Source organism: Kordia sp., from assembly GCF_022447245.1.
Taxonomy (GTDB): domain Bacteria; phylum Bacteroidota; class Bacteroidia; order Flavobacteriales; family Flavobacteriaceae; genus Kordia.
Window position 1 is genome coordinate 98,111 of sequence record NZ_JAKVBC010000006.1, and the last position, 14,820, is coordinate 112,930.

Annotated in this window: 12 protein-coding genes; 10 read left to right on the forward strand and 2 right to left on the reverse strand. The window is 34.6% G+C overall.

The features are described from left to right. Positions 1-2 precede the first annotated feature (2 nt). From thiC to MK119_RS06035, 8 genes are all read left to right on the forward strand, one after another. Positions 3-1,862: a phosphomethylpyrimidine synthase ThiC gene (gene thiC, locus MK119_RS06000; protein ID WP_290671839.1), complete on the forward strand. Its 1,860-nt coding sequence runs from the start codon at positions 3-5 to the stop codon at positions 1,860-1,862. After that, the gene (locus MK119_RS06005) at positions 1,862-2,473 is read left to right on the forward strand and encodes a thiamine phosphate synthase (RefSeq protein WP_290671841.1); all 612 of its coding nucleotides are present in this window, start codon (positions 1,862-1,864) and stop codon (positions 2,471-2,473) included. Before thiC ends, MK119_RS06005 begins: the two co-directional genes overlap by 1 nt. Further along, positions 2,470-3,222 (forward strand): hydroxymethylpyrimidine/phosphomethylpyrimidine kinase, encoded by a 753-nt coding sequence (locus tag MK119_RS06010; RefSeq protein ID WP_290671843.1) that lies wholly within the window; start codon positions 2,470-2,472, stop codon positions 3,220-3,222. Before MK119_RS06005 ends, MK119_RS06010 begins: the two co-directional genes overlap by 4 nt. Before the next feature lies 1 nt (position 3,223). Continuing rightward, entirely contained in the window at positions 3,224-3,874 is a 651-nt protein-coding gene (thiE, locus tag MK119_RS06015; protein WP_290671845.1) for a thiamine phosphate synthase, read from the forward strand. Positions 3,875-3,878: 4 nt separating this feature from the next. After that, positions 3,879-4,652, forward strand: a complete 774-nt coding sequence (locus MK119_RS06020; RefSeq protein WP_290671847.1) for a thiazole synthase — start codon at positions 3,879-3,881, stop codon at positions 4,650-4,652. A 4-nt stretch (positions 4,653-4,656) separates the two neighbouring features. Then, on the forward strand, positions 4,657-5,769 hold the full coding sequence (thiH, locus tag MK119_RS06025) for a 2-iminoacetate synthase ThiH (RefSeq protein ID WP_290671849.1): 1,113 nt from the start codon (positions 4,657-4,659) through the stop codon (positions 5,767-5,769). A gap of 7 nt (positions 5,770-5,776) precedes the next feature. Continuing rightward, positions 5,777-6,838: a molybdopterin-synthase adenylyltransferase MoeB gene (gene moeB / locus MK119_RS06030; protein WP_290671851.1), complete on the forward strand. Its 1,062-nt coding sequence runs from the start codon at positions 5,777-5,779 to the stop codon at positions 6,836-6,838. 180 nt (positions 6,839-7,018) lie between these two features. Then, the gene (locus MK119_RS06035) at positions 7,019-7,738 is read left to right on the forward strand and encodes an IS982 family transposase (RefSeq protein WP_290671954.1); all 720 of its coding nucleotides are present in this window, start codon (positions 7,019-7,021) and stop codon (positions 7,736-7,738) included. A 21-nt stretch (positions 7,739-7,759) separates the two neighbouring features. Here MK119_RS06035 and MK119_RS06040 read toward each other — a convergent pair whose 3' ends face one another. Next, entirely contained in the window at positions 7,760-8,851 is a 1,092-nt protein-coding gene (locus tag MK119_RS06040; RefSeq protein WP_290671853.1) for a serine hydrolase, read from the reverse strand. An 80-nt stretch (positions 8,852-8,931) separates the two neighbouring features. On the opposite strand from MK119_RS06040, the gene rimO reads away from it, so the two are divergent. Continuing rightward, complete coding sequence (gene rimO, locus MK119_RS06045) at positions 8,932-10,233, forward strand: 30S ribosomal protein S12 methylthiotransferase RimO (RefSeq protein WP_290671855.1); 1,302 nt, start codon at positions 8,932-8,934, stop codon at positions 10,231-10,233. Between the two features lie 314 nt (positions 10,234-10,547). On the opposite strand, the gene MK119_RS06050 is transcribed toward rimO, so the two are convergent. Further along, positions 10,548-13,025: a M14 family metallopeptidase gene (locus MK119_RS06050; protein ID WP_290671857.1), complete on the reverse strand. Its 2,478-nt coding sequence runs from the start codon at positions 13,023-13,025 to the stop codon at positions 10,548-10,550. Positions 13,026-13,157: 132 nt separating this feature from the next. Here MK119_RS06050 and bshC point away from each other — a divergent pair, with 132 nt between their 5' ends. Continuing rightward, on the forward strand, positions 13,158-14,765 hold the full coding sequence (gene bshC / locus MK119_RS06055; RefSeq protein WP_290671858.1) for a bacillithiol biosynthesis cysteine-adding enzyme BshC: 1,608 nt from the start codon (positions 13,158-13,160) through the stop codon (positions 14,763-14,765). The last annotated feature ends 55 nt before the right edge of the window (positions 14,766-14,820 follow it).

The following is a 14,820-nucleotide window of genomic DNA, read 5'->3' on the forward strand; positions in this document are numbered from 1 at the left end:
TTATGAAGAAAAAAGATACTGCACCAAAGCAAGACGGAGTTACAAGGCATCCATTCCCTAACTCTAAAAAGATTTATGTTCCGGGAAAAATTCACCCGAATATTAATGTCGCTATGCGTGAAATAACATTAAGTGACACGGTAGATTCCATGACCAAAAAACGTACGCCAAACGAACCTGTAACTGTATACGATACTTCTGGTCCGTACACTGATCCAAACAAAGAAATAAATGTGCATAATGGAATTGAACGCATAAGAGAACAGTGGATTTTAGACCGTGGAGATGTTAAAGAATTAGATTCTTTTTCTTCTGAATACTGCAATGAACGACTCAACGATTCTAGCTTAGATCATTTGCGATTCAATTTAAAACACAAACCGAAAAGAGCTAAAAAAGGGAAAAATGTTTCGCAAATGTATTATGCCAAGCAAGGCATCATCACTCCAGAAATGGAATACGTAGCAATTCGTGAAAACCAACGTATTGATGAAATGACACGTTTATCTAAACAACATCCAGGGCAAGATTTTGGAGCTAGTATTCCTGCTAAAATCACTCCTGAATTTGTCAGAGAAGAAGTCGCCAGAGGGCGTGCTGTAATTCCTTCTAATATCAATCATCCGGAAGCAGAACCTATGATTTTAGGAAGAAATTTTCTTGTGAAGATTAATGCGAATATTGGAAATTCAGCCACCACTTCTTCCATTGAAGAAGAAGTAGAAAAAGCCGTTTGGGCATGTCGTTGGGGAGCTGATAACATCATGGATTTATCTACGGGTAAAAACATTCATGAAACTAGAGAATGGATTATTCGTAATTCACCAGTTCCCATAGGAACAGTGCCAATTTATCAAGCTTTAGAAAAAGTGAATGGTATTGCAGAAGATTTAACATGGGAAATTTTCCGTGATACCTTAATCGAACAAGCCGAGCAAGGTGTAGATTATTTTACTATTCACGCAGGTGTTCGTTTACGTTATGTTCCTATGACCGCAAAACGAATTACAGGAATTGTTTCCCGTGGTGGATCTATCATGGCAAAATGGTGTTTAGCACATCATAAAGAAAGCTTTTTATATACACATTTTGAAGAAATCTGTGAAATTATGAAAGCTTATGATGTAGCGTTTTCTTTAGGAGATGGATTGCGTCCAGGATGTATTGCAGATGCTAACGATGAAGCTCAATTTGCCGAGCTTGAAACTTTAGGAGAATTGACTAAGATTGCTTGGAAACATGATGTTCAGACTTTTATTGAAGGACCAGGACATGTGCCAATGCACATGATCAAAGCAAATATGGACAAACAGTTAGAAGCTTGCGGCGAAGCTCCTTTTTATACTTTAGGACCATTAACAACAGATATTGCGCCAGGTTACGACCACATTACATCCGGAATTGGAGCAGCCATGATTGGCTGGTATGGTACAGCTATGCTTTGCTATGTAACACCAAAAGAACATTTAGGTTTACCTAATAAACATGATGTGCGTACAGGAGTTGTTACCTATAAATTAGCTGCACATGCAGCCGATTTGGCAAAAGGACATCCCGGAGCGCAACATAGAGATGATGCTTTGAGTAAAGCACGTTTTGAATTCCGTTGGGAAGATCAATTTAACCTTGGACTAGACCCTGAATTAGCACGTGAATATCACGATGAAACGTTACCTGCTGAAGGCGCAAAAATTGCACACTTCTGCTCCATGTGTGGCCCAAAATTCTGTTCTATGAAGATTTCTCAAGAAGTACGTGATTTTGCTGCTGAGAATGAAATCAAAGAAGATGAAGTGCTCGCTAAAGGAATGGAGGAAAAATCAAAGGAATTTAAAGAAAAAGGAAGCGAAGTATATCTGTAATGTTTATTGTACTTACATCAGAACAAGAAATCACCAATGAAGCAAAGCTTTTAAACCAACTATTCAATGCTGGTTTAGAAGTTTTGCATTTACGTAAACCGAGTTTTAAAGAAGAAGCATATCGTTCTTTATTACAACAAATAGAAGCTCAGTTTTACAATCGAATCATGCTTCACGAATATCATCATTTATGTGAAGAATTCAATTTGAAAGGAATACATATTCAAGAACAACCTCGGTTAGATTTAGGCAATGATTTAAAAAAATATGTGAATCGTTTTAAAATTAACAACTTCATAGTTAGCAGTTCTTTCCACGAACCTGAGGTATTGGCTTCTTGCCAAGTAGATTTTGATTATCACTTATTGAGTCCTGTTTTTTCTTCTATTTCTAAAAAAGGATATGAAGGAAGAGGTTTTGATGTAAGTCATATTGATAAAAAAATTGTGGGTATGGGAGGAATCAACACACAAACCACAGCAGACACCTTTAAATTAGGATATACTGGAATTGGTGTTTTAGGCGGCGTGTGGAATACAATTGATCTTATGGAAAGCTTTCAACATATAAAACAGCATTACGATACTTATTCGCAAGGTGAAATAAAATGAAAAAAAGACCTCACATAGTAACCATTGCTGGATTTGATCCATCAAACGGAGCTGGATTCACTTCAGATATTAAAACATTTGAAGCCTTAAAATGCTATGGTTTGGCTGTTTGTACTGCGAATACGATTCAAGATGATATTGAATTTCATAGTTGTTACTGGACACCTATTGAAGTGATTCTTGAACAAATATCACTACTTTTTAAACGATTTGACATTGCGTATGTAAAAATAGGAATTGTTGAAGATTGGCAAGTTTTATCAAAAATTATAGATCGATTATTAAAATTAAGTCCGGATATTAAAATTATATTGGATCCCGTTTTACGATCAAGCTCTAATTTTACATTTCATTCTACAGATGAAGCTTTTTTTGATCAAATTTTGGACAAAATCTATCTGCTTACACCAAATTATGATGAAATAAAGCAGTTGTATTCTGATAAAAATATCGAGCAGGCCATTCAGTATATTTCATCTAAAACCAATCTATTCTTAAAAGGCGGACATAAAACTGATAACGTTGGACAAGATACACTTTTCACTCTTGAAGGAAAACAATTTAACCTGAATCCAAAATCATCTAATTGTACAGAAAAACATGGTAGCGGCTGTGTATTATCATCCGCAATTACAAGCTATTTAGCTTTAGGATTTCCACTCTTAAAAGCTTGTTATGGAGGAAAGCGTTACACAGAACGTTTTTTAAGCTCAAATTCAACCTTATTAGGATATCATTCAAAGAATTAACATGATCTCAAAACTACATTATATATCTCAAGGAGCAACTCCCGAAGCACATTTGGAACATATACGACGTGCATGTATTGCAGGCGCCGATTGGGTGCAATTACGTCTCAAAAATTTAGATGAAGTAGTAGCACTTGAAACTGCTCAAAAAGCAAAAGACATTACAGATTATTTTCAAACGCGACTCATCATCAATGATCATTACAAAATAGCAATCGCTATAAAAGCTGATGGAGTGCATTTGGGAAAAAATGACGCTTGTCCACTAAAAGTAAGGAGAGAACTGGCTTCTTGGCAAATTATAGGTGGAACAGCCAATACTTTTCAAGATTGTGAAGCACTCATAAAAAAACAAGTAGATTATATTGGTTTAGGTCCGTTTCGCTTTACCAGCACGAAAGAAAATCTAAGTCCTGTGCTAGGTAAAAATGCCTACTTAACCATCATAGAAGCTTTAAAAACAACAATCCCAATTATCGCTATTGGTGGAATTACAGTAAACGACACGGAACCTCTAATGATAACGGGCATTCATGGAATTGCAGTTTCTGGAGCGATTACCAACGATTTCAATAACATCTCAAAATTTAATAAACTACTCGGAGGTCCTTCAACCAACGAACAAGTTTGGAAAGTACCTAATGAAAAATAATAGCATGGCAAGCATACTTAACATAGCAGGCAAAGAATTCAACTCTCGATTGTTCACAGGAACTGGAAAATTTAGCTCTTCCCAGTTAATGAAAGAAGCGCTATTAGCTTCTGAAAGTGAATTAATTACTGTTGCATTAAAAAGAGTTGATGTACAAAACGAGCAAGATGACATTTTAACGCACTTACAACATCCTAAAATCAATTTATTACCAAATACTTCTGGTGTCCGAAATGCAAAAGAAGCGGTTTTTGCGGCACAATTATCTAGAGAAGCTTTAAAAACGAATTGGATTAAATTAGAAATTCATCCCGATCCTAGATATTTATTACCTGATCCAATAGAAACATTAAAGGCTGCGGAAGAATTGGTAAAGTTAGGATTTGTAGTGATGCCATATATTCATGCCGATCCTGTTTTATGCAAACGCTTGGAAGAAGTCGGTACACAATGCGTAATGCCATTAGGCGCTCCAATTGGTAGCAACAAGGGATTGAAAACTTTAGAGTTTCTAGAAATTATTATTGATCAGAGCAATGTTCCTGTTATTGTGGATGCAGGAATTGGTAGTCCCAGTCACGCTGCACATGCTATGGAATTAGGAGCTGATGCGGTTTTAGTAAATACTGCTATTGCTGTTTCTCAACATCCTGTAGAAATGGCGAAAGCATTTAAACTAACTGTAGAAGCTGGAAGAATCGCCTATGAAGCAAAACTAGCACCAATAGTCCATAAAAAAGCGGAAGCTAGTAGTCCTTTAACCTCATTTTTGAACTAACATCATGAGTACATTCAAAGACATATTTGATACATATGATTGGGACACAACACTTACCAGTATTTTAAACAAAACTACTGCGGACGTTGAACAAGCTTTGAGAAGCTCCAAATGTACTTTAGAAGATTTTAAAGCATTGGTTTCTCCTGCAGCTAAACCGTATTTAGAAGAAATGGCACAACTCAGTAGACAACTCACTAAAAAACGTTTTGGTAATACCATACAAATGTATGCTCCAATGTATTTGAGTAATGAATGTCAAAATATTTGTACGTATTGTGGTTTTAGTTTGACGAATAAAATTCCACGCAGAACTTTAACGGATAGCGAGATTTTAAAAGAAGTTGCATTCATAAAGTCGAAAGGTTATGATCACATTCTTTTAGTTACTGGAGAAGCTAATAAAACGGTTGGTGTTCCGTATATCAACAACGCCATACAACTTATTCGTTCTCATTTTTCTAATATAACGATAGAAGTTCAACCACTCGATCAAGATGAATATGAATTATTGATTGAAAATGGATTATACGCGGTTTTAGTTTATCAAGAAACCTATCACAGAAACGAATATAAAAAGCATCATCCAAAAGGGAAAAAATCTAATTTTGATTATCGATTGGAAACTCCTGATCGACTGGGAAAAGCTGGGATTCATAAAATAGGATTAGGCGCTTTATTTGGTTTGGAAGACTGGAGAGTTGACAGTTTTTTTACGGCATTGCATTTAAAGTATTTACAGAAAACGTATTGGAAAACTAAGTACTCAATTTCATTTCCAAGACTTCGTCCACACTCAGGAGGCTTAGAGCCAAAAGTAGAAATGACAGATGCAGACTTAGTTCAGCTAATTTGTGCTTATAGATTGTTGGATGAAGATGTTGAATTATCAATTTCCACCAGAGAAAGTGAAGTTTTCAGAGATAATATTGTCAATTTAGGCATTACTTCTATCAGTGCTGAATCTAAAACAAATCCTGGTGGTTATGCAGTTGAGCAACAATCTTTGGAACAATTTGAAATATCGGACGAACGCTCTACAGAGGAAATAACACAGATGTTAAAAAATCAAGGTTTGGAAGTCGTTTGGAAAGATTGGGCAAATAATTGGCAGTAAAAATACAATGGAACTAACTCAGGAAGAACAACAACATTACAATCGTCATCTGATTTTAAATGATATCGGAATTGAAGGACAATTAAAACTAAAAAAAGCTCGTGTTTTAGTAATTGGTGCAGGTGGTTTGGGTTGTCCTGTACTTCAGTATTTAACTGCCGCTGGTGTTGGAACTATTGGAATTATTGACGATGATATTGTTGACAAAAGTAATTTGCAACGTCAAATTCTATATACGTACGATGATCTTGGAATTTTAAAAACGGACGCAGCCGCTAAACGTTTGCAACGATTAAATCCCTTAGTAAATTTTACTACGTATGCTAAACGTTTGTCGCACGAAAATGCAATTGATCTCTTCAATAAATATGATATTATTGTTGACGGAAGTGACAATTTCACTACTCGCTATCTAATCAATGATGCAGCAATTTTAGCTAATAAACCTGTCGTTTTCGGTTCTATATTTAAGTTTGAAGGACATGTAAGTGTTTTTAATTACAAAAATGGTCCAACCGATCGTTGTTTATTTCCTAAACCTCCAAAATCTAATGAAGTTCCTAACTGTTCTGACATAGGCGTTTTGGGTATTTTACCTGGAATTATTGGATGTTTTCAAGCCAATGAAGTATTAAAAATTATCTGTGAAATCGGAACGGTCTTATCAGGAAAACTACTTACCTACAATGCATTGAATTCTCAACAATTGGTATTGAATTTGAAAAAAAACAATACTATTACAATTACAGAACTTTCTGAAGATTATGAAGCCTTTTGCGGAATCCCAAAGCATTCTAAAAAAATAACACTCGCCACTTTAGAAAAGAATTTACAACACTATAATTTGTTAGATGTTCGAGAGACTTGGGAACGAACAGAACACCATATTGGCGGACAACATATTCCTCTTGGAGAATTAGCATTTAGGGCTCATGAAATACCGCAAAATAAAGATTTGGTTGTTTATTGTGAAACTGGTTTGCGTAGTGTTGTTGCGATTGAGTTTTTAAGGGAATCAGGCTTTAGCAAACAACTTTTGAGTTTATCCTTAAGCTATATAAATAATTAACCCGAGTTTCCCAAAAAAAAAACGGAGCAAATTAAGTTTTGATATTTTTGAAATAGCAAGACAAAAAAATCACTCAAGATGCACCAAGACAAAGTTATATAGATATACTGTACTATAGATGATATTTTAAAACAAATGTAACATCAAGAACATAACAATAGAAAATGTAGCGATAGTCAACTGCTCACTGTAGCTATAGTTTCTGCTATGTTTTTTGCAGGGAATCAAACTACAGCACTTTCTTATATGTGGAGTCATATATTTGACAAAATCCTCAATAAAAGTGGATTTACCAAACGTTTACATAAACTCAAAGAATTATTGTTGAGTATTTTCTTTAGTATTGGTAGGATCTTCAAATATATCCATTGTGAAATGGAATATATTAAAGACTCATTTCCTGTAAAAGTATGTCATAACATGCGCATTAAGCGTTGTAAATTAGTCAAAGGAGAAGAATATAGAGCTTATAATGCTTCAAAACGGGAGTACTTTTATGGATTTAAAGTGCAATTGATTACCACTAAAGAAGGGATTCCTGTAGAAATGTATTTTGTAGAAGGCAAAGAACATGACTCACAAATATCACAACGAATGTATCATGATTTACAAGCAGAGAGCTCACTATATGGAGATAGTGGCTATACTGATTATGAGCTTGAAGACCTATTTAAAGAGACAGAACAAGTTCATTTACAAATCGCTAGAGAGAAAAACTCAAAAAGAAAGGATGAACCCTTTAAAGCTTACATCAAAGAAGCTATGAGAAAAATAATTGAAACATTTATTAGTCAAATTACTGGCCTTATGCCTAGACATATAAATGCTGTTACTGCAAAAGGATTCATTATTAAACTCATCCTATTTGTAATGGCATTTCAAATCAAAAATGTAATCTAATTTATAGGAAACTTGGGTTAACTAGTTTATCAACAGATTAATCTTTTCCCAAAGGACATTATCAAAGTCAGAAAGTGCAAAATTGGCGTTGTCAGCAGCATTTCCCATTCGGATAATCACTAAGTTTTTACTTGGAACGATATAAATTTTCTGATCATTTTTTCCTAAAGCACAGTACATATCTTGTGGTGCATTTGGAACGAGTTCACCGCTAAACTCCAATTGCGTTTGTGGCAAACGATAACTCGTTTTTCCATTGAGCCACCATAAATAACCATAGGCTTCATTAATGTTTTGAGAAGTAGAGGTAGCTTCATTCAAAAAACTTTCTGGAATAATTTGCTCATCATTCCATGTGCCATTCGCAGCAATTAATAAACCAAAACGTGCCATGCTTCGCGTTGTACTCCAATATACATTTGCATTGTCCGTTTGAATCCACGCGCCAGTCATTCCGATTCTATTTTTTAGTTTCGTTTCAAAATAGCTATCCCAAGATTGATTGCTTGCAGCGGCAATAACATCTTGCATTTTTAAAAAAACACCATGATATGCCCAACGTGAACCAGCATCGGAAAGATATTCTAAATCGCTTGGCGAAATGCCACTTCCTAAACCATCATCCAAACCAGAAGTCATAGACAATAGATTTTGGCAAGTGATTAAATTCTCTTTTTCTAAGGCGGCACTTGTCCAATTGTTGCCAATATAATCTGAAACTCTATCGTTGAGGTTTAGAAGATTTTCTTCTTGTGCAATTCCTGCAACTGCGGTTGTCAATGTTTTTCCTGCGCTAGCCCAATACCAAGGTGATGATTCTGTATGTTCATCAAAATAATTTTCAACTACTATTTTTCCTTTGTGTAAAATGACAAAGCTTTTGGTGTTTTTTTCTTCAAGATAAGTTAAAAGTGGTTGTAATTGATCTGTGTTCCAATTTAATTCTGCAATGGCTTTCGTTTCCCAAGTACTCGAATTTAGAGGAGGAAAATACAGAGAGTCATCAACAATAGTAGGTCTTTCTTCTTCTAGAATTTCGTCGACAGCTTCCGAAGAACAGTTTAAAAAAAGTACTAAAAAAAAGAGTGTAGCAAAAAAAAGTGGACGATTCATCTTTTAGATTTTCATTTAAGACTCATAAAAATACCAAAGGTTTAAATTAGATTGTATCTTTGTCCACTGATTTTTTTGATATGAGAACAAAGACGTTAAAGAAAAATAAGATCAATGTAGTTACACTTGGATGTTCTAAGAATGTATACGATTCTGAAGTTTTGATGGGACAACTAAAGGCAAATGGCAAAGAAGTAGCACATGAGGAAGAAGGAAATATTGTGGTAATCAACACCTGCGGATTCATCAATAATGCCAAAGAAGAAAGTGTAAATACGATTTTAGACTATGTTCAAAAGAAAGAAGATGGAGAAGTTGATAAAGTCTTTGTGACGGGTTGTTTGAGTGAGCGTTATAAGCCAGACTTAGAAGCTGAAATTCCAGATGTAGACCAATATTTTGGAACGACACAATTACCACAATTATTGAAAGCTCTTGGAGCAGATTATAAACATGAGTTAATTGGTGAACGAATTACAACAACACCAAAAAACTATGCATATCTTAAAATTGCAGAAGGTTGCGATCGTCCGTGTTCTTTTTGTGCGATTCCTTTAATGAGAGGAAAACACAAATCTACACCAATTGAAGAATTGGTTACTGAAGCAGAAAAATTAGCAGCAAAAGGAGTTAAAGAACTCATTTTAATTGCACAAGATTTAACCTATTACGGATTAGATTTATATAAAAAGCGAAACCTAGCCGAATTATTACGTGCCTTGGTAAAAGTAGAAGGCATTGAATGGATTCGTTTGCATTACGCGTTTCCTGCAGGTTTCCCAATGGACGTACTAGAAGTTATGAAAGAAGAACCAAAAATCTGTAACTATCTAGATATTCCATTACAACACATTGCAGATGATATCTTAAAATCTATGCGCCGTGGAACGAATCAAGCGAAGACAACAAAATTGTTGAAAGAATTTAGAGCTGCAGTTCCAGAAATGACTATTCGTACGACACTGATTGTTGGATATCCAGGAGAAACGGAAGAGCATTTCCAAACACTTAAAAACTGGGTTGAAGAAATGCGTTTCGAACGTTTAGGATGCTTTACCTATTCACACGAAGAAAACACGCATGCATACACTTTAGAAGACGATGTTCCAGAAGAAGTAAAGCAACAACGCGCGAATGAAATTATGGAAATTCAGTCGCAAATTTCATGGGAATTGAATCAAGAGAAAATTGGACAAACTTTTAAGTGTATCATTGATCGTAAAGAAGGAAACTATTTCGTTGGTCGTACCGAATTTGATTCTCCAGATGTAGACAATGAAGTCTTAATTGATGCTTCAAAATTCTACGTAAAACAAGGTGAATTTGTAGACGTTAAAATCACAGATGCCGCTGATTTTGATTTGTACGGAGAACCTGTTTAGAACTCAAAACGCCAAATGCTAAAATTTTAATGTAAAAGTAATTGATACGTCATTACCAAGAGTTTATGACGAAGTAGTCTGTTTCTCCTTAAATTAGAAACTTATTGCTAAATCGCATAAATTTCAAACAAACAAATCTACGAATCAAAAAATATATGCTGAAGCGTTAATAAGCTTAAGAATTAGTTTGATTGAAAAATCTAAAAGCGAAGCGTTCAGGAGTTTTAGAGCGATAGCGATCTAATAATACCTAACAACGTCAGCGATCCAAAAGCGAAAGCGTATCCAAATAAATTAGATGAGTGTAGTCGAAGCTACAGTTCAAACGAATTATTATTCACCATAAAAACAGCGTTGGCAAAAAACAGCTTTCCATTTTCCCAAAAAGCACGAAACATTGGATTGTCTACCATATAAATCATACTTCCATTTCCAATTCTATGTTCTCCAAAAACTAAGGTGTTTTTAATATTTTTCACAGCTTTATAACCTGCAAAACCAGAAACTACTTTGTTATCTTCCGAGTATGCAACCGTATAACCACCTTTTAAATAATCATACGCATCGCTACCTAACTTCAATGTAAAATAAGAATCATCATAACCAAAAGCTAGCGGATGCGTAGTGTCTACTTTTGTTTTAAAAATAGCACCTGTGATATAGTTAGAAATATTTTGGCGTTCGCTTTTTGCATACGAAATGATTTCATTTTTACCACCATTGTCTTCAGGTTGTTTTCTAGAAATTCCAAACCCTTCTTTTCCATCAAAAGTTCGCAATGCACCTTTCATAGCAATTACTTTTCCGCCTCGAGAAATCCAGTTTTTCAAGGTTTTCAATTGTTTACTATCGAAGATATCTCTGTAACTTCCATCAGGTAAAATCAAAATATTAAATGAATTTAGTGTGCCAGAAGAAAAACTATCAGAATTAATATTCGTTACAGGAAACTTTAACTCTTGTTCAAAAAAGTACCAAAGCTCCCCAAAAGCTAAGGAACTTGTTGCTTCTCCAGAAATCACTGCAATCTTTGGCATTTTAATTTCCTTAATATCTGGTGAACCTAAATCGACACCGCTATCTGCAAATCCTGAAGTTATACTTGATAATTGGATATAATTCTCAATCGCGATATCAAAAACAGTATCATGAAAATTCGCTACATTTTTATTATCGCCTTTGGTGATAATCAAAGAACCACGATCAAACGTTTTTCCATTAACTGTAAAAGTCTTCTCTGCAAATCGTACGCGAACTCCAGCTTGTAGTAGTTGCCCTAAAAATGCAGCATCTGCAACATTTTTCCAATCAGTTACATAGGCAACCGCATTTGTTTTTTGCGGAACATTTAGTGGAATATCAAAACCAGTAATTTTATCGTAAGGAACAATGGTTTTAGAAGCAATAGTGTTCAATCCGTACGCATATGGAATACTCCACGCAGTAATGTCATAAGTAACCGAATCACTCAATTTGGCTTTAGGTTCAAACAATACTTTTACCATATTGGCTTTTGCTTGATTGGTGCTTACTAATAATGCATTTTTTACCTTTCTTGAAGTTTGTTGTCCACTTTGATAGTCAAAACCTTTTACAGTGTTACTAGTCAAATCATATTGAATTTCATGTCTATCCAAAAGCCTCATTAACTTTTTAATACGATATTTATTTCCTTCTAATACATAGCTTTTATAAGTGAAGTCTTTATTACTAAAATATTTTTTGAACTCTGAATTTAGCTTATCAGCATTCTTAGAAGAAATTTCTACGGTAGATAATCCTGTTGTGTGATGATGTGCAATACGATCTTTCAAGGTCAACAAATCACCTTCATCATTAATAATTCCTAAACCAGCACGTCCATGCCCAGCTTGCTCATACGTCATTCCAATAGCTCCGTTGAACGTTGGATATGTATCTCCATAACTTGGATAAAACAAATCAAAACGCTCACGGGTAAAATACAACCAGCCTTCTTTATCAAAATAACCTGCATGATTTTTTCCTATTTGCGTCTGAAAATCACGTTGCCAATCAGTAATCACTTCATGGAAAGGTTCTGCAGCTGGTGCAAAATAATACGGTTCGTTAATGCCTTGCTCATGAAAATCTACATGAATATGTGGTAACCATTTGTTATACACTTTTAAGCGTTGACGTGTTTCTACTTGTGTTGCCCAAGCCCAATCTCTATTCAAATCAAACAAATAATGATTCGGTCTTCCACCTGGCCACGGTTCATCATGTTCTTTGGCTTTCTGATTTGAATTATACGGAAAACTAGCTACTTGATTGTACCAATTCACATATCGATCACGTCCATCTGGATTGATACACGGATCCATAATCACAACCGTATTTTGCAACCAAGCTTTTTTGGAAGTAATCAGTTCGTAAATTGTTTTCATAGAAGCTTCTGTTCCAGAAGATTCATTTCCATGCACATTATAACTCAACCAAACAATTGCTTTATCGGCAGTATTTTCAGAAGAGCTAATTTTAGTATTTGCTATATGATTACTTCGAATGCTTTCTAAATTTTCTAAATTTTCAGGAGAAGAAACGTAGGCTACTTGTAACAAACGATGTTCATTAGTTTTACCATATTCTTCCAATTGAACCATATTAGAAGCTTTTGCTAAATATTGATAATAATCCACCACACGATAATGGTTCGTAAAGCGTGTTCCCAACTCATAGCCTAAAAACTCGTCAGGCGATTGAATATTTTGCGCAAAAAATGAAGTTGAAATAATAAAAAATGAAAGTAAAGTAAAAATATGTCGTCTCATTACAAATGATAAGTTAGATAGACATCAAAGCTAACTAATATAATTTTAAAAAAGAATATCTTAACGAAATTTTGAGAAAATTCCATTTCAAATAGCTTTATCTTTGCAACTTTAAAATCCTCATGACCAACTATGCCAACTGAATGTATTTCGTACCAAGAAACTGGATATTTTTCTCCGTTAATGTGTGATTACTTAGATGAAGCCCCAGTATTACAAGCATTTTACAGTCGCTTTCCGAAATTGGAAAACTTTGAAGCACAAATTCTGGAAAAACAACAATCTAATTTAACAGATGCTTCACAAAGAGCTGTTTTATCAAAAGCGATACAAGCACAATACAAAAATGTATCGGCTCCTAAAAAAACCTTGGAGAATATTGAAAAACTAGCTACTGAAAATGCATTGACGGTTACAACGGGACATCAGTTGAATCTTTTTACAGGACCCTTGTACTTTTTATATAAAATTATTTCTACCATTAATTTAACAACAACCTTAAAAGAGAAATATCCTAACTATGATTTCGTACCTATCTATTGGATGGCTTCGGAAGATCATGATTTTGAAGAAATCTGCTTTTTCAATTATAAAGGCAAAAAAATACGTTGGGATCGGGAAGCAAGTGGTGCAGTAGGAGAATTATCTACAAAAGGATTAGCAGAAGTATTGGAAGTATTCGCTAAAGAACTAGGAAACAGCAACAACGCTAAATACTTACAAGCACTCTTTGAAGACGGATATGTAAAACACAGAAATCTAACCGATGCTACACGTTACATTGCTAACGAGTTGTTTAAGTCTTACGGATTGGTCATTGTTGATGGAAACGATGCTGCATTAAAACAACTTTTTGTTCCTTTTTTAGAAAATGAATTGTTTCAGCAAACAGCACACAAAGAAGTACTAAAAACTGCTCAAAAATTAACGGAAGCTAATAATTTATATAAAATTCAAGTCAATCCAAGGGAAATAAATCTATTCTATATAAACGACGGAATCCGCGAACGTATCATTGAAACTGATGGTGTATTTACGGTAAATAACACTTCCGTGAGATGGAACTCGGAGCAAATAAAACAGGAGGTTCACAAACATCCAGAACGTTTCTCACCAAATGCACTATTACGCCCATTATATCAAGAAATCATTTTGCCAAACCTTTGTTACATTGGTGGAGGCGGAGAATTAGCATATTGGCTAGAATTAAAATCTTATTTTGAAGCTGTTAATGTAACATTTCCAATGTTGCTGTTGCGAAACTCTGTAGTTATAAAAACAGATAAGCAATCTGAAAAGATGGCAAAATTGAATATTTCCAATCGCGACATGTTCTTGAAAAAAGATGCTTTTGCTGCTCAAAAAGTAAAAGAACTAAGTGAGATAGACATTGATTTCTCAACTCAAAAAGAACATTTACAACAACAATTCAAACACTTATACGAATTGGCAGATCATACAGATAAGTCGTTTGTTGGAGCAGTAGCAGCACAAGAAAAAAAGCAACTCAAAGGTTTACAACATCTAGAAAAACGGTTACTAAAAGCGCAAAAAATAGTGTTGAAAGACAAAGTGTCTAGGAGTGAGAAATTGCGAGAAGCATTATTTCCAAACAATTCACTACAAGAAAGAAGGCTGAACTTTTCTGAACTATACTTAGAATATGGTGAAACATTAATTCCAACATTAGTAAAACATTTACAACCTTTACAAGGAGAATTTTTGGTATTGGAACTTTAAAAAATCACAGGACAAAACATTGTGAATATCCTGTAAAAAAATCTTTTTTGAATTT